General features: G+C 39.7%; 17 protein-coding genes. All 17 read right to left on the reverse strand.

The window, feature by feature from the left end:
- Nucleotides 1–5: 5 nt before the first annotated feature.
- Complete coding sequence (gene dapA, locus UN64_RS07095) at nucleotides 6–875, reverse strand: 4-hydroxy-tetrahydrodipicolinate synthase (RefSeq protein ID WP_077361198.1); 870 nt, start codon at nucleotides 873–875, stop codon at nucleotides 6–8.
- 12 nt (nucleotides 876–887) lie between these two features.
- Nucleotides 888–2,153, reverse strand: a complete 1,266-nt coding sequence (gene dapG, locus UN64_RS07100) for an aspartate kinase (protein WP_077361200.1) — start codon at nucleotides 2,151–2,153, stop codon at nucleotides 888–890.
- 21 nt (nucleotides 2,154–2,174) lie between these two features.
- Nucleotides 2,175–3,218 carry an aspartate-semialdehyde dehydrogenase gene (gene asd, locus UN64_RS07105; RefSeq protein WP_077361202.1) on the reverse strand — a complete coding sequence of 348 codons (1,044 nt, stop codon included), beginning with the start codon at nucleotides 3,216–3,218 and terminating at the stop codon, nucleotides 2,175–2,177.
- Nucleotides 3,219–3,363: 145 nt separating this feature from the next.
- Nucleotides 3,364–3,951 carry a dipicolinate synthase subunit B gene (gene dpaB, locus UN64_RS07110; RefSeq protein ID WP_077361204.1) on the reverse strand — a complete coding sequence of 196 codons (588 nt, stop codon included), beginning with the start codon at nucleotides 3,949–3,951 and terminating at the stop codon, nucleotides 3,364–3,366.
- A 5-nt stretch (nucleotides 3,952–3,956) separates the two neighbouring features.
- On the reverse strand, nucleotides 3,957–4,850 hold the full coding sequence (gene dpaA / locus UN64_RS07115; protein WP_077361206.1) for a dipicolinic acid synthetase subunit A: 894 nt from the start codon (nucleotides 4,848–4,850) through the stop codon (nucleotides 3,957–3,959).
- Nucleotides 4,851–5,416: 566 nt separating this feature from the next.
- On the reverse strand, nucleotides 5,417–6,658 hold the full coding sequence (locus UN64_RS07120; RefSeq protein WP_077361208.1) for a M16 family metallopeptidase: 1,242 nt from the start codon (nucleotides 6,656–6,658) through the stop codon (nucleotides 5,417–5,419).
- Nucleotides 6,659–6,737: 79 nt separating this feature from the next.
- Nucleotides 6,738–7,712, reverse strand: a complete 975-nt coding sequence (locus tag UN64_RS07125) for a polysaccharide deacetylase family protein (protein WP_077361210.1) — start codon at nucleotides 7,710–7,712, stop codon at nucleotides 6,738–6,740.
- Between the two features lie 122 nt (nucleotides 7,713–7,834).
- Nucleotides 7,835–9,949 carry a polyribonucleotide nucleotidyltransferase gene (gene pnp, locus UN64_RS07130; protein ID WP_077361212.1) on the reverse strand — a complete coding sequence of 705 codons (2,115 nt, stop codon included), beginning with the start codon at nucleotides 9,947–9,949 and terminating at the stop codon, nucleotides 7,835–7,837.
- A gap of 187 nt (nucleotides 9,950–10,136) precedes the next feature.
- The gene (rpsO, locus tag UN64_RS07135) at nucleotides 10,137–10,406 is read right to left on the reverse strand and encodes a 30S ribosomal protein S15 (protein WP_066240919.1); all 270 of its coding nucleotides are present in this window, start codon (nucleotides 10,404–10,406) and stop codon (nucleotides 10,137–10,139) included.
- Nucleotides 10,407–10,544: 138 nt separating this feature from the next.
- A complete protein-coding gene (locus UN64_RS07140) occupies nucleotides 10,545–11,486 on the reverse strand; it encodes a bifunctional riboflavin kinase/FAD synthetase (protein ID WP_077361214.1) in 942 nt (313 codons plus the stop codon).
- Nucleotides 11,487–11,510: 24 nt separating this feature from the next.
- A complete protein-coding gene (gene truB / locus UN64_RS07145; RefSeq protein WP_245801985.1) occupies nucleotides 11,511–12,425 on the reverse strand; it encodes a tRNA pseudouridine(55) synthase TruB in 915 nt (304 codons plus the stop codon).
- 78 nt (nucleotides 12,426–12,503) lie between these two features.
- A complete protein-coding gene (gene rbfA, locus UN64_RS07150; protein ID WP_077361218.1) occupies nucleotides 12,504–12,887 on the reverse strand; it encodes a 30S ribosome-binding factor RbfA in 384 nt (127 codons plus the stop codon).
- 31 nt (nucleotides 12,888–12,918) lie between these two features.
- Nucleotides 12,919–13,197, reverse strand: coding sequence for a DUF503 domain-containing protein (locus tag UN64_RS07155; protein WP_077361220.1), 279 nt, complete (start codon nucleotides 13,195–13,197; stop codon nucleotides 12,919–12,921).
- Nucleotides 13,194–15,488: a translation initiation factor IF-2 gene (gene infB / locus UN64_RS07160; RefSeq protein ID WP_077361222.1), complete on the reverse strand. Its 2,295-nt coding sequence runs from the start codon at nucleotides 15,486–15,488 to the stop codon at nucleotides 13,194–13,196. The genes UN64_RS07155 and infB overlap by 4 nt, the downstream gene beginning before the upstream one ends.
- A 15-nt stretch (nucleotides 15,489–15,503) precedes the next feature.
- On the reverse strand, nucleotides 15,504–15,809 hold the full coding sequence (locus UN64_RS07165; RefSeq protein WP_066289530.1) for a YlxQ family RNA-binding protein: 306 nt from the start codon (nucleotides 15,807–15,809) through the stop codon (nucleotides 15,504–15,506).
- Nucleotides 15,806–16,072, reverse strand: a complete 267-nt coding sequence (rnpM, locus tag UN64_RS07170; RefSeq protein ID WP_077361224.1) for an RNase P modulator RnpM — start codon at nucleotides 16,070–16,072, stop codon at nucleotides 15,806–15,808. Before rnpM ends, UN64_RS07165 begins: the two co-directional genes overlap by 4 nt.
- Before the next feature lie 20 nt (nucleotides 16,073–16,092).
- A complete protein-coding gene (gene nusA / locus UN64_RS07175; RefSeq protein WP_077361226.1) occupies nucleotides 16,093–17,199 on the reverse strand; it encodes a transcription termination factor NusA in 1,107 nt (368 codons plus the stop codon).
- Nucleotides 17,200–17,214: the final 15 nt, after the last annotated feature.

Here is a 17,214-nt window from a genome sequence, read left to right on the forward strand (position 1 = left end):
TTTTTTTACAGTTCATTTAGACGTGCAGCGAGTGAAGCCCTCTCAGCTTGATTTAACGGCAATAATGGAAGTCTAACTCCTCCGACATCAAGACCTTTTAACTGTAATGCAGTTTTTACAGGAGCTGGGCTCGGAGCTTTAAACAACTCATTCATTACCGGAAGCAACTTACGGTGAATACGTGCAGCTTCAAGGTTTTCGCCATTTTTAAAGCTGCTGATCATCGACTGCATTTCATTTCCGATTACATGTGATGCTACAGACACGATCCCTGCACTGCCGATTGCTAAGGATGGTAATGTCAAACCATCATCTCCGCTGTACAGTAAAAAGTCATCAGGTGTTTTCTCAATGATTTCAGCCATGAAATCCAAGTTGCCGCCCGCATCCTTTAAAGCAGTAACGTTTGGGATCTCAGCTAATCTTAGAACAGTATCTGCCGCAAACGAAACGACAGATCTTCCTGGAATGTTATATGCCATGACAGGGAGGCTTACAGAGCTCGCGATAGCTTTGTAATGTGCAACAATACCGTCTTGGCTTGGTTTGTTGTAATATGGAGCAACAATCATGATGGCATCAACACCAACATCTTCTGCCTTCTTGGAAAGATCGATTGAAGCTTTTGTATTGTTGCTGCCTGTGCCAGCAATTACAGGTACCCTGCCGTTTACAGCTTTAACAACATGCTTAAAGAGCGCAACTTTCTCTTCTGTTGTAAGTGTTGGTGATTCTCCAGTAGTGCCTGCAACAACCAGACTGTCACTGCCGTTATCTATCAAGTGGTTAATCAGCTTTGTTGTTCTTGCAAAATCAACATTCCCTTTACTGTCAAAAGGTGTAACCATTGCAGTGCTAATACTTCCAAAATTCATTACTTTCACTCCTCAATACTCATTAAACTGCTGCTGTACAATTTCTTGCAAGTTTGTGGTAATCCCTTCTTCATTTAAGCGGAAAGTTGTATGAAGAGCATTTACGGATTCAATCAAATCTTCTTTTTTAACCAATACCCAGATCGTTGTATGGGAATCAGCAGATTGGAGAATCTGGATATTCCTGCTCGAAAGAGATTCCACGATTGCAGCTGTTACACCTGGGGTACCTGCAATTCCAGCACCTACCGCTGATACTTTTGCACAGTTTCTTGTTACATCAGGTTCATAGCCGATCTCTTTTAGTTTACGCAGCGCCAACTCAGTTTTGTCTTCCATGATCGTGTAGACAACACCTTTTGGAGAGATGTTAATAAAATCGACTGAAATTTGTTCTTGCGCCATTGCTTTAAATACCTTTGTCTGGAGATCATACTGGCCATCATTTGCATAAACTTTTATCTGTGTAATGTTTGAAACATGTGCTATTCCAGTAATGATTGATTCCTGCACGTCTTTTCCTGCCGGACCTTTTAATGAAGAGGTTACAAGAGTCCCAGGAAGGTCTGAATAGGTAGAACGGATCCGGAGCGGAATTTTCGCCTGCATAGCAATCTCCACGGCTCTTGGATGGATAACCTTTGCTCCCTGATACGCCATATTGCAGATTTCGGCATATGTCACAACAGAAAGAGGTCTTGCATCTTTAACAAGTCTTGGATCAGCTGTCATAACTCCTTCTACATCAGTAAAGATATCAATGAATTCCGCTTGAAGAGCTGCACCAAGCGCTGAAGCACTCGTATCACTGCCTCCTCTTCCAAGAGTTGCGATATCTCCGCTCTTTGATTGACCCTGAAAGCCAGCTACAACCACTACAGAATAATTTTCAAGTTCTGCTCTTATTCGCTCACATTTCATATCAATGATTCTCGCATTAGAAAAATCATCGTTAGTACGGAAACCTGCCTGCGGTCCTGTTAATGCAGAAGCAGATAAGCCTGAAGCATTCAGCAGACCTGAAAATACCACCGAAGAAATAATTTCTCCGCAAGATAAAAGCAGATCCTGTTCACGATTGGATATTTTGTTGTTATCACCTAACAGGCTTAACAAAGTATCAGTTGCATAAGGGTCACCAAATCTTCCCATTGCAGAAACCACACATACTACTTTATAGCCTTCATCAACTGCTTTTTTTATATGACGGACTGCTTCTAAGCGGCCCGTATCTTCTTTTAAAGAAGTTCCTCCAAATTTTTGAACGATAATCTTCATGAATGCACCTTCTTTATGAAATTAAAGCAAGTTTAACTTGATCAAACTTTCTGCGATCTGTACAGAATTGTATGCAGCACCTTTTAATAGATTATCTGACACTACCCACATATGGTATGCGTTATCACGGTCTAAGTCTTTACGAATTCTGCCTACAAATACGTCTGGCAATCCTGCTGCTAGAGCCGGCATCGGATAAATCTGTTCTTCTGGCTGATCTTGCATTGTTACACCTGGTGCTGACTTTAATACTTCTCTTATTTCCTGTACAGATGGGTTGCCATTTTCAAACTCTGCATATAAAGATTCAGAGTGCCCTGTTTCAACTGGCAGTCTTACACAAGTGGCAGCGATCTCCAAGTTTTCTAAGTGCATGATTTTCTTTGTTTCATTCATCATTTTTAATTCTTCAAATGTATAGCCGTTCTCTTCAAATTTATCGATCTGAGGAACTGCATTAAACGCGATTTGATAATGTTTTTTATCTGAAGCACATGGCATGATTGACGCTTCAAAAGGTTCATCGTTTAAAACCGCTTTAGATTGCTCTTTTAATTCCTCAACTGCTTTAGCACCTGCTCCTGAAACAGCCTGGTAAGTAGAAACGATCACCTTTTTTAGTCCATACTTTTCATGAAGGGGCTGAAGCGCCACTACCATTTGAATAGTAGAGCAGTTTGGATTTGCGATGATTCCATTATGCTTCAATAGATCTTGTTCGTTAACTTCAGGTACAACCAAGGGCACATTTGGATCCATACGGAATGCGCTCGTATTATCTACAACGATCGCACCTCTCTTCACTGCCTCATGGGCAAGCTGCTTTGAAACAGATCCACCGGCAGAAAATAAAGCAAGGTCAACCCCTTCGAATGCATCTGGCGTTGCTTCCTGTATCGTATGGGATTCCCCATTAAATGTGACGACCTGTCCTGCAGACCTTTTACTAGCAAGAAGCGATAACTTGCCGATCGGAAAATTCTTTTCACTTAAAGTATTTAACATTTGCTGGCCGACTGCTCCAGTCGCACCTACTACGGCTACATGAAATGATTTTTGGCTCATCTTTTATTGACTCCTTTATTGTTTAAGGTAAGCAAGCTACAACAGAAGGAGAAACACAATTTTATGGTTTCTCCTTGTTAATCCATATAATTTATCATATTTTATCATAAACTGGGCTGTTATGAACGGATTTTCTTCTGTTGTATTAATCTATCATCCTGAGTACAGGCTGAAGCTGCTTACCTTGCAGAGCGAGATCAATTGTTTCTATTAATGTATCCATATGTGCAACCAATGAATTTTGCTTTTTAACGGGATCGTCCTGGCTGAATGGAATGAAATATATATTTTTAGTTGCCATAAGTCTCATTATGTTAACACCGTTCAAACCTAAACCATCGTTTGTTGAAATGCCAAGAACTACAGGCTTTTGATTTCTTAGCGTTGCTTTCGCTCCCATAAGTACTGGAGAATCTGTCATTGCGTTGGCAAATTTACTGATGGAGTTTCCAGTAAGAGGAGCAATAACCATACAATCTAAGGGAGTCTTTGGTCCAAACGGTTCAGCTTTTACAATAGAGTCCACAGGTTCATTGCCCGTAATTTCTTTGATTTTTTCAACCCATTCTCCTTCTGCACCAAAACGCGTAGTCGTTTGCATTACAGTATGCGTGAAAAAAGGCGTCACTTTTGCACCAAGGTTCACAAGCTTTTGGATTTGAGGAAAAACCGCGTCATAGGTGCAATGTGAACCGGTTAATCCAAAGCCGATATGCTTCCCATTAAAATCCATAAAAACTACCCCTTCCGCTTATAAAATTCATTGATTAACAGCTGCGAAAGTACATTAGCGACAATTTTCCCTGCTGTTTTAGGAGCTACTATTCCAGGTAATCCCGGAGCCAGCAAAGCTTTAATACCTCGCTTTTCCGCATACCGGAAATCTGTACCGCCTGGTTTTGAAGCCAAATCAACAATTAACGTATGAGACGGGAATTTTGATATGACATCTGCATTTACAATCTGTGTAGGAATCGTGTTAATGCATACATCCGTCTCATAAACTTCATTCTTCAAATCATCTAAATGAAAAGGAATCATTCCCATTTCTGAAATTCTTGCCATATGTTCCGATTTTCTTGCTCCTACTTTTACATGTGCTCCTAATGCCTGAAAAGTTCTTGCTACACTCATACCAACTCTGCCGAATCCAAGTACAACCGTGTTGGATTGATGTATGGTTATATCCGTATGCTGGATTACCATCATGATCGTACCTTCAACAGTAGGAATGCTATTATAGATAGCTACATCGTCTCTTTCGAACAATTTTGTAAGCTTACGATTGCTGTTTGCTGTGATCGTATCAAGATAAGAATTGCTTATGCCTGAAAAAACCTGACAATGACTCTTTGTTTTTTTCAGCATATCTTCTGTTAAAACAATTTTCCGGTTTGAGAAAATAGTATCAATCTCTCCCTGCAGCCCCGTTCCACTTACAGGCAATATAATGCTGTCTAACTTTGAGAAATCAACTTCATCTATATCCATTTTTGATGCGCCAGTAAAACCATGATCGAGCTGGTCATAGCCAATAAGTGTAAGTGCCGCGTCTAATTCTGTTAACTTCCTGATTACTTCTAGCTGCCTCGCATCGCCGCCAAATACAGCGATATGCAAATCCGTTAACATTCTTTCTCCCCTTTCTCCGTTGTTCCTTTACTGCAGGGGAATTGCTTTCCACGTTCATCATAATATGAACGCTCCGCCTATCTGGTTACTCAAAACCCCATTTTACAACGGCATTACTTTTATCATTACGGTCACAAATTATAATTTTTACGAACTATTGGTATCAATCAACATCATTATATTCAGGAGTATCTGCCTTGTTTGGGGCATTAGTTAAACGCAACGCCCATTTTTATTTGTAAAGAACTTGCCTGTGAAAGCAGTTGATCTCCGCTTCAGGATGCTTACTTTCCGGGGAGTGCGGTGAGCCTCAGTGAAAGATGTGAAATGCTGCCTGCGTCTACAAGAAAATCTCACAGCAGCGAGCTTTCTCGTCGCATGCCTTGCGAGAAGAATAGTCAGGTAGATGGCACGCTGATCCCCCAGGAGTCTCGCACCTTACGCTCCAATCAACTTGTCAATGAAGTTTCTTTACTCAAAAAAATCATTAGCAAAAATTTTTAAAAACAGAGACAAAAATAAAAAATCCGAGAAAGGTTCCCGGATTCTAAAATGTATTCGTTATTTTATTGCAATCCCTTCGGCAGCTCTCCTGAAGGACTGACAAGTGATGCTGAGCAGCCTTCATTGAAAATAGAATGAATCAGCTGGTTAACATCTTCTTTTGAAACTTTATCGATAGATTCTACCATATCGTCCAATGTACGATGATAGCCTAAGATAAGCTCGTGTTTGCCGTTTCGGCTCATGCGGCTGTTCGTGCTCTCTAGGCTTAGCATTAAGTTTCCTTTTATCTGTTCTTTGGAATTTTTTAATTCTTTGTCAGTGATCCCATTTTCGTTCAAGTCATCGACGATATTTGTGATTGTTTCATACAATTCATCGAGTTGATGAGGTGCGGTACCGCCATAAATTGTGAAAATTCCATTATCCTGAAACGCGGAATGATAGGAAAAGACAGAGTATGCCAGACCTTTTTGCTCTCGCACTTCCTGAAAAAGCCGGCTAGACATGCTCGAGCCAAAAATATTGTTAAGTATGATCAAGCTGTAGCTTCTTTTATCTTTTAAAGAAAGGCCAGGAAAGCCTAAACATAAATGAGCCTGTTCCGTTTCTTTCCTCCGAGCCAATTTTTCAGGATGGAATATTGGAGAATTCATTTCAGCTTTAGTTATGGAACTCGTCTTGTAGCTGCCGAAAAATTCCTCTACATCTTTAATAAAAGATTCATCAATATTCCCAGCTACCGAAATAACAACTTCTTCGGGAACATAATGTGTATTCATATAATCACGCAAAGTATTATTTGTAAAAGTATGAAGCGTCTCTTCCGTACCTAAGATAGGAAAACCGAGTTCATGGTTTTGGAAGCTTGCACGGCTTAGCATGTCATGAACGATATCATCAGGTGTATCTTCATACATTTTTATCTCTTCTAATACAACATTCTTTTCTTTTAACAATTCACCTTCGTCAAATGTTGAATTAAAAAACATGTCAGCTAACACTTCAAGCGCATATGGAGCATGTGTATCAAGAACTTTTGCATAATAACATGTATATTCTTTTGAAGTAAATGCATTCACTTGACCGCCTATGCTATCAAACGATTCAGCAATTTCTCTAGCTGTTCTTGTTTTTGTCCCTTTGAAAAACATGTGCTCCAAAAAGTGAGAAATACCGTTGTTCTTCGTATTTTCAAACCTGGATCCTGTTCCAATCCATACCCCTATCGCTACCGAACGTACGGTTGGAATATTCTCCAAAACGACGCGGACGCCGTTTGAACATGTATGTCTTTTAATCAAACTTGTTTCCCCCTAGCTGTCAAATCTGCCACTATTAATCATAGGAACAATATACCATTATCATAACTCCTATACAACTTTACTTGATTGATTTTGGCAGCAGTCTTTTTTCATCCATGAGATCTGAGACAGTTCCGATGCTGAGCCCCTTATCTTTAATTCCTTTAATCAGCTTATCTAACCCCTGGGCTGATGAGGCTGTTGGATGCATAAGAATCATGGCTCCAGGATGTACCTTATTTAGAACTCTTTCAACCATCTCATCAGGATTTGGATTCCTCCAGTCTACTGTGTCCACAGACCAAAGAATCGTTTTCATATTAAGGTCAGCAGCTATTTGAACAACATCGTTCCGGTAGCTTCCGCTTGGCGGTGCAAACCATTTTGGTGACTTATCCAACGTAGCATTTATGACTTCATTTGTTTGTTTGAGTTCTTCAGTAATCCTCGTATTCGTCATTTTTTTCAAATCCGGATGAGAATATGCATGGTTGCCAATTTCATGGTTTTCTTCAGCGATCATTTTTGCCAGAGAAGGATTTTTCTTAACCCATGAACCGTCCAGAAAGAATGTTGAATGCACATTATTCTTCTTCATTGTTTGCAGCATACCCGGCAGATGCTCGTTGCCCCAAGCTACATTTACAAGAAGAGTTACCATAGGTTTCTCCGGATTTCCTCGATAGATGGGAGAAGCAGGCAAGTTTTCTAAATGTATGGTTGGTTCTATTTGTTTTACTACTAATTTATTTTCATCGAATTTATTTATTTTTTTCATCGCCTTAAATGATTCTTCCATATCTACAACTAGTCCATTGTAGCCGGGAGTGGCTTTCCATACAGGGTCGATTTCAGCGTTCTTAGGCGGCTTGTTTAATTCCTTAGCTTTTTCTTTAATCTGTGCATAGATTGAATTTGATTTCATTTGTGAAACAGCCGTACTCTGAGCTTTAATACTTTCGATATAAGTGCTCGTAAATGGGTTATGCACCGAAATAGCAGTTGCAGTAATGATTAACACGATGACGGACCAGTGAAGAATTGATTTTTTCACATAACTCCCCTCCCTGTAATCAAGTTATGTACAACCTGTACAAGTTAGAACGTTATTGGAACATTAAGAGTGCATGAAAAAAGCCAGCCTTGATTCAAGGCTGGCTGTTAGTTCAAATAATATTAAACATTTTGCTGCTGTTCATTTTTCGCTTTTTCTTCTTTTAATACAACTTTGCGTGATAAGTTTACACGGCCCTGGTTGTCGATCTCCATAACTTTTACAAGGATTTCATCACCAAGCTTCACCACATCTTCAACTTTACCTACACGCTCTTCAGCCAGTTCTGAAATATGGACTAACCCATCTTTGCCGCTGAACAGTTCTACGAAAGCACCGAATTTTTCAATACGCTTCACTTTGCCCATGTAGTATTCGCCAACTTGAACTTCTCTTACGATATCTTCAATAATCTTCTTCGCCTTGTTGTTCATCGGCTCATCAGTTGAAGCAATAAAGATTGTACCATCTTGTTCGATGTCGATCTTAACTCCAGTTTCTTCAATGATTTTATTAATGATTTTCCCGCTTGGTCCAATAACATCACGGATTTTGTCAGGATTTATCTTCATTGTTAAAATCTTTGGAGCATACTGAGATAAGTGCGTACGAGACTCAGAAAGTGTAGATAGCATGGACTTCAAGATAATCATACGGCCTTCTTTGGCTTGTGTAAGTGCCTCTTGAAGGATTTCACGATTGATACCTGAAATTTTAATATCCATCTGAAGAGCAGTGATGCCGTTTGGTGTACCTGCTACTTTAAAGTCCATATCTCCAAGGTGATCTTCCATACCTTGAATATCTGTAAGAACAGTAACATCCTCGCCATCTGAGATCAGACCCATCGCAATACCAGCAACTGGTGCTTTAATCGGTACACCAGCATCCATCAATGCTAGCGTACTTGCACAAATACTGGCTTGTGATGTAGAACCGTTTGATTCTAATACTTCCGAAACAAGACGAATTGTGTACGGGAATTCCTCTTCATTAGGAATTACTTGTTCTAAAGCGCGTTCTCCCAATGCCCCATGGCCGATTTCACGTCTGCCTGGTCCGCGCATAAAGCCCGTTTCTCCAACACTGAACGGAGGGAAGTTGTATTGGTGCATAAAGCGCTTAGACTCTTCCACACCAAGACCATCAAGAACTTGAACATCGCCAAGTGCTCCCAATGTACAAATGCTTAGCGCTTGAGTTTGTCCACGTGTAAATAGACCTGAACCATGAGTTCTTGCTAAAATGCCTACTGTTGAAGAAAGTTTACGAATTTCATCTGTTTTTCTTCCGTCAGGACGTACTTTTTCTTTCAAAATTAAGCGTCTAACTTCTTCCTTGATAAGTTTATGTAAAACTTCTTTAGCTTCGCTTGCTTTTTCTTCATCTTCTTCGTAACGAGAAGCTACGTTTGCACTTACGGCATCAAGAGCTTCTTGACGTGCATGCTTTTCAACAACTTTAACCGCTTCTTTTACATCGTTTCCGACAAATTCACGGACTTCTTGTTCAACATCTTTATCAAGTTCATGAAGAACTACTTCCATCTTTTCTTTGCCGATTTCAGCAACGATCTCTTCTTGGAAAGCGATTAATTTCTTGATCTCTTCATGACCGAACATGATTGCTTCAAGCATTGCTTCCTCAGAAACTTCTTCTGCACCAGCTTCAACCATGTTAATCGCATGTTTTGTTCCTGCTACAATTAATTGAATATCACTTTTTTCATTTTGTTCAACAGTCGGATTGATAACAAACTCTCCGTCAATACGCCCGACAGTAACACCCGCGATGGGTCCTTGAAAAGGAATATCGGAAATAGACAATGCAAGAGATGATCCAATCATTGCGGCCATTTCAGAAGAACAGTTTTGATCAACACTCATTACAGTGCTGACAACTTGTACTTCGTTACGGAAACCATCAGCAAACAAAGGACGGATCGGACGGTCGATCAAGCGGCTTGCCAACACAGCTTTTTCACTTGGACGGCCCTCACGTTTAATAAATCCACCAGGGATTTTACCAACTGCGTATAAACGTTCTTCGTAGTTTACTGTCAGTGGGAAAAAACTTAAATTTTTGGGCTGTTTTGAAGCTACAGCAGTAGAAAGTACTGCAGTATCACCATATCTGACCATAACAGCACCATTTGCTTGTTTTGCTAATTCTCCAATTTCGAACGTAAGCGTTCTGCCCGCCCAGTCCATGGTAAAAGTTCGTTTTTGTTGATCCATTTTACTTGGTACTCCTCTCAACACTTAAAAAATCCTAGTATTTTATGGTTCTATTATATCCTAACGTAGTCCTTCCTAAAAAGAAAAACTGTAAAGAATTTAGTAACCCGTTTAAAACATTTCTAATATGTCCGATATCGTATTGCTTGCAATAAAAAAAGCGGGATTAAATCCCGCTTTTGTTGGATTAACGACGTAATCCTAGTCTTCCGATCAATTCGCGGTAACGCGTGATGTCCTTGTTACGTAGGTACGTTAACAAGTTACGGCGCTTACCAACCATTTTTAATAGACCACGACGTGAGTGGTGATCTTTCTTGTGTGTACGCAAGTGATCATTCAACTCATTAATTTGTTCAGTAAGGATAGCGATTTGAACTTCTGGAGATCCAGTGTCCGTATCATGTACCTTATACTCGCTGATTAGTTCGTTTTTACGCTCTTGAGTAATAGCCATCCTTTTCACCTCCTTAATATTAGAAACACCTATTACCGAGCAAGCGTCGGTGACTCGACTTGCCAAGCAACGGTTATTAGTACATTAAAAATGTACATGTATTAGCATAGCTTGTTTAAGAAATAATTGCAAGTTTTTTTAACACATTGACTGTATGATTGATAATGTCTCGTTCTTATCTGTTTTTAGCTGTTCGATCAATTCCTCAATAGAGTTGAATTTCTTTTCATCCCTAATCCGTTTAAGCCAAGTGACACTTATCGTTTTCCCATAAATTTCTTTTTGAAAATTAAAAATGTGGACTTCTAAAGAAGGCCTTTTTTGATCATTTTTAAAAGTCGGCTTATACCCTACATTTGCCATCGCATAGTACTTTTCATCATCAACACTAATTTCAACAGCGTAAACCCCTACTTTTGGAAGGGTATAGACATCCGTGTCAAGATTTGCTGTAGGAAAACCTATTGTACGGCCGCGTTTATCTCCATGTATGACAGTACCATTGAGTTTATATCTTCTACCGAGATAATGAACGATGCTCTCAACTAGGCCTTCTCTAAGGCATTGTCGAATAAGGGTAGAGCTTATTTTCTGGCCGTTTTCTTCGATCTTCTCAATTACGGTTTGACCGAACTTACCATCAGCTTCATGAACCAATGTTTCCACATTCCCTTTTCCATACTTTCCGTATGTAAAATCAAAACCTGTTACAACATGCTTTACATTTAAACCGATAATATACTGGTCAACAAATTCCTTCGTAGAGAGTGAAGCAAAATCAAGATCGAATTTCACAAGATAAAAACGTTTAACTCCCATACCTTCTAAAATCTTTTTCTTTTCTTCAAGTGGTGTGATATAAGTCCAAGTTTCATCGGCTTTTCCTAAAACTACAGAAGGATGTGGATGAAAACTCATTACAGCTGGAATTGCTCCATTTCTTTCTGCAAGTTCAACAGCTGTATTGATCACACGCTGATGTCCGATGTGGATTCCGTCGAAATAGCCTAATGCCAAGATTAATGGCGGGAGACTCTCTTTTTTATAATAATGAGGATGATTAATGACGATCGTTTCCAAAAACTCACCTACTAACCTGTTTCGTTATTCAATGGCTAACACTTTCGCTGGTTTTATCAAACCAGGTTTAGAAGGATGCAGCTGATAGATGGCTAGACATTTTCCTTCTTCATTATAAACACCAAATGGGCTTTGTTCCAACTCTTTTGGTTTTGGAAGCACTGATCCATTTCTAACTTGAGCTTCAGTCTCTTCATCCACTGTCCATTTTGGAAAATGCGTAATTCCTTCCTCTAGAGGAAATAAGTAATTATCCAAAAATGACGACTCTGTGTTTTCCAGTTCTTCAAAGGTTACGCAATCGTTTAAAGTAAATGGACCAGAAGCTGTTCTGATAAGAGAAGACATATGAGCGGGGTAACCTAGCTTTTCACCAATCGCAACAGCGAGAGTTCGGACGTAAGTCCCTTTCGAACATTTGACTCTGAATGAAAATACAGGATTTTCTTTACGTAAAATATCCTCTTTATTAAGCAGTTCAAGCTCATATATCGTGACTTTCCGTTTAGGTCTTTCAACTTGAATTCCCTGTCTTGCGTATTCATAAAGTTTTTTACCATTAACTTTAACAGCTGAATACATGGGAGGAACTTGTTCGATCTCGCCTGTAAGAGACTTTATTATCTCTTTTATTTTCCCAAAATCAATATCTTCCTCTACCAGTTTTTCCATTACTTTTTCGCCGTGTGCATCTTCGGTCTCAGTTGAAAAGCCAAGTGTTACTTCTCCAATATATTCCTTACCGAAGTCAGACATATATTCAGCAATTTTTGTCGCTCTTCCAATACAGATAGGCAGCACTCCCGTAACTTCCGGGTCGAGGGTTCCAGTGTGTCCCACTTTTTTGGTTGAAAAGATTCTGCGTATTTTTCCTACACAGTCATGTGATGTCATTCCGGCAGGTTTTTTCAGTGCTAAAATTCCTTGCCTAGCAGTCATATCAATTTCTCCTTTTACATACCTGCATTCAAGCAAAAAATGGATAGACAATTTATTTAATTGCCTATCCATTTGCTATTATGGTTTCGGATGATCTTCGTTTTCTTCGCTGTCTTCGTCATCTCGTTTAATCTCAGATAAAAGACTTTCGATCTTGCTTCCATAATTTAAAGATTCATCAAATTTAAAGAAGATGTCTGGTGTTTTACGCATGCGAATACGTTTTCCAATCTCAGTCCTGATAAAACCAGTAGCTTTAGCAAGACTGCGCAAAGTCTGTTCCTTTTGTTCACTGTCGCCAAAAACAGAAACGTATACAGTCGCTTGCTGCAGGTCACCAGTTACATCAACCGCCGTAACAGTTACAAAACCAACGCGGGGATCTTTAAGTTTCCGGCCAATAATATCTGTAAGCTCTTTTTTCATCTGTTCCCCAACACGGTTGGAACGGATTGTGCCCATAATTTATACACCCCGTTTCTTGCCACTTGCCTTATAGCCACTCCACTTTAGAATCGGTTACTTCCAATTCGGTAATAGATGTAATCATTGCAAGTGCTCTTTGCAATTCTTTTTCTGCTATTATTTTGTCCGAAGAAACGGTTACCATACTTATTTCTGCCCGCTGCCATAAATCTTGGAATCCAGTTTCAGAAACAGCAAGATTAAAGCGCTGCCGAAGTCTGTTAACCGCTTTTTGAACAACTGAACGCTTATCTTTTAACGACTGTGCTTCATATATGAAAAACTCAACCGTTAATAATCCGATCATTTTACTTTAATTTCTTCCATAATATAAGCTTCAATGATGTCGCCTTCTTTAATATCATTGAACTTTTCAAGAGTAATACCACATTCATACCCAGCAGAAACTTCTTTGGCATCATCTTTAAATCGTTTAAGCGCATCAATCTTGCCCTCGTAAGAAACAACACCATCACGGATTAAACGTACTGTGGAATCTCTCGTGATTTTACCTTCTGTAACATAACACCCGGCGATCGTACCAACTTTAGACACTTTAAAGGTTGTTCTGACTTCAACCTGGCCGATAACTTTTTCTTCGAATTCAGGATCAAGCATACCTTTCATCGCTGATTCGATTTCTTCAATAACGTTGTAGATGATGCGGTGAAGGCGTACATCAACCTTTTCAGCGTCTGCAGTACGTTTGGCACCTGCATCCGGGCGAACGTTAAAACCGATTACGATTGCATTTGAAGCAGAAGCAAGCATGATATCATACTCGTTGATCGCCCCAACACCTGAGTGAATGATTTTAACTTTAACACCTTCAACATCGATCTTTTGAAGAGAACCTGCTAGTGCTTCTACAGAACCTTGTACATCTCCTTTAATGATGACGTTGATATCTTTAATCTCACCTTCTTTAATCTGATTAAAGAGGTCATCAAGGTTAAGTTTAGAAGATTCTTTACGCTGAGCATCCTGTTGTTTCTTAAAACGGGATTCTCCGACTTGGCGAGCTTTTTTCTCATCAGCAAATACCATGAATGGGTCTCCAGCTTGCGGAACATCATTTAATCCCGTAATTTCAACAGGAGTAGATGGTCCCACAGATTTAACACGGCGACCAAGGTCATTTACCATCGCACGAACACGTCCGTACGTATGTCCAACTACGATAGGATCTCCAACATTTAATGTACCTGACTGAACTAGAAGCGTTGCAACTGAACCACGGCCTTTGTCAAGCTGTGCTTCAATTACCGTTCCAGCTGCAGTTCGGTTAGGATTTGCTTTTAATTCTTCTACTTCTGAAACAAGGTTGATCATTTCAAGAAGGTCATCAATTCCGTCACCTTTGATAGCTGAAACGTTAACGAAAATTGTATCTCCGCCCCATGCTTCAGAAACTAGTCCATGTTCAGTAAGTTCTTGCATAACTCGGTCTGGGTTAGCAGCTTCTTTATCCATTTTGTTAACAGCAACGATAATCGGTACTTCAGCGGCTTTTGCATGGTTGATCGCTTCAACTGTCTGCGGCATTACACCATCATCAGCAGCTACAACAAGAATTGTAATATCCGTTACTTGAGCTCCGCGTGCACGCATAGTTGTAAACGCAGCATGGCCTGGTGTATCAAGGAATGTAATTTGTTTTCCGTTGTTTGTGATTTGGTATGCACCGATGTGCTGAGTAATACCACCAGCTTCTCCTGCAGTTACTTTCGTGTTTCGAATAGCATCAAGAAGCGTAGTTTTACCATGGTCAACGTGCCCCATGATTGTTACAACCGGCGGACGTACTTGCATATCTTTTTCATCGTCAACAACTTCATAATTTTCGAACTCGGTTTCATCAACGATAATTTCTTCTTCCACTTCAACATCATAATCAGCGGCGATTAGTTCAATTGCTTCTTTATCTAGCTCTTGATTGATCGTTGCCATGATGCCAAGACCCATAAGCTTTTTGATGATTTCAGAAGTATCTTTATTTAACTTTTTCGCAAGTTCACCTACTTGAAGTGTATCAGTAAAAGTGATTTTGCTCGGAGTTTCAAGAACCTTCTTTTGAGGAGCTTGCTGCTGACTGCCTCCGCCTCTGTTTTGCTTATTTCTGTTCTGGTTCTTGTTGTTATTATTTCGGTTATTGTTATTTCTGTTGTTGTTATTCTGGTTTCTGTTATTGCTGTTTTTAGCATTGTTATTCTTTGGAGCATTTTGGCTATTTGAATTGCCTGGCTTCGCCCCTTGAGTTTGCGGGCTTTTTGATTGTGATGAGTTACGATTATCGGTCTCTTTTTTAATTTTCATATTACTCTCTTTTTGAACTTCCTTTTTATTAGATTTGGTGTCGTTACCAGAGTTGTTTCTATTCTTATCTGTTTTAGGGAGTTGATTCTGATTTTTTGGTTTTTTAGGCTGATCTTTTTTTGCTTTTGAACTATAAGCTTCATCGAGCTTTGTTAAAGCAGCCTGATCGATCATAGACATATGATTCGCCACATGGACATCCATTGTTTTTAGCTTCTCGATAATGTCTTTACTTTGAACATTTTTCTGTTTCGCATATTCGTATACGCGTATTTTACTCATATGTTCACCCCCGTGTTAGTGATCAAGAAGTTCCTTTAAACGCTTTGAAAATCCTTGATCATTGACAGCAACTACAACTCGCTGTTCTTTTCCGATTGCTTTGCCTAAAACATTTCGATCTTCTATCCAAAAATAATCGACTTTATAGAAAAGACACTTATCTGTTACCTTTTTCTTTGTGTTCTCAGAAGCATCTTTTGATAATAAAACGATTTTTGCATTCTGTTTTTGTATACTTTTTACGACAAGCTCTTCACCAGATATTACTTTTCCAGCACGAGCTGCTATTCCAAGAAAGTTTTCCCACCGGCTTGTTTTCAAGATGTATGACTTCCTTTTTCAAGCTGTTCGTATAATTCAGCCGGAATTTTCGATTTCAAGTGTGTCTCTAGGATCTTTTTCTTTTTTGCTTGTTCAACACAAACAAGTTCATGACAAAGATAAGCTCCTCTTCCGGATTTTTTTCCGGTTGAGTCGACAGAGACTTCCCCTTCAGGTGAGCGGACAATACGTGTTAATTCTTTTTTCGCCTTCATCTCTTGACAGGCTACGCATTTTCTCATTGGAATTTTGCGGGTTTTCATTGTCTCCACCTCGTCTTCTCTTACTCTTCATCCTCGACAGAGTCGTTATAAAAAGAATCATTTGCTGAATTGGCAGGGTTATAGACACCTGACTCTACTGCTTCTGATTCACTTTTAATATCAATCTTCCAACCTGTTAACTTGGCAGCAAGACGTGCATTCTGGCCACGTTTGCCGATTGCGAGTGAAAGCTGATAATCAGGTACGATTACTGTCGTCATCTTATCTTCTTCGTTCACTTGTACTTCTAATACTTTTGCAGGACTTAAAGAGTTTGCGACGTAAACGACAGGATCTTCACTCCAGCGGACAATATCAATCTTTTCCCCGTTAAGTTCGTTAACGATCGTTTGCACACGTGCACCTTTTTGCCCAACACATGAACCTACAGGATCAACTTCTGGATCTGCTGCATGAACAGCAATTTTAGAACGGTCTCCCGCTTCACGAGCAATAGATTTAATCTCAACAGTACCATCATAAATCTCCGGCACTTCAAGTTCGAACAATCGTTTTAAAAGTCCAGGGTGAGTACGTGAAACTAAGATTTGAGGTCCTTTAGTCGTTTTCTCAACTTTGGTGATATATACTTTAATGCGGTCATTCGTAGTGTGGGATTCACCAGGCATCTGCTCTGCTGCAGGTAATAATGCTTCAACACGTCCAAGACTGACATACATATAACGATGGTCCTGACGCTGTACGATACCTGTAATAATGTCTTCTTCACGATCGATAAATTCTGAGAAGATGATTCCTCGTTCTGCTTCACGTACACGCTGTGTAACAACTTGTTTAGCAGTTTGAGCGGCAATACGTCCAAAATCCTTTGGTGTTACTTCCTCTTCTACAATATCATCGATCTCATAACCAGGGTTGATCGCTTGTGCTTCAGTAACTGAAATCTCTTGACGATCGTCCTCAACCTCAGCAACCACGTTTTTTCTAGAAAACACACGGATACTGCCAGTATCTCTGTTAAAATCCACACGTACATTTTGCGCTTGATGAAAATTGCGTTTATAAGCTGAAATAAGGGCTGCTTCAATTGCTTCAATAATTACTTCTTTGCTGATCCCTTTTTCTTTTTCCAGTAATGTAAGTGCATCCAAAAGCTCGGTACTCATTTTTTTACTCCCCTC

The sequence above is a fragment of the Fictibacillus arsenicus genome (genome assembly GCF_001999465.1).
Taxonomy (GTDB): domain Bacteria; phylum Bacillota; class Bacilli; order Bacillales; family Fictibacillaceae; genus Fictibacillus; species Fictibacillus arsenicus.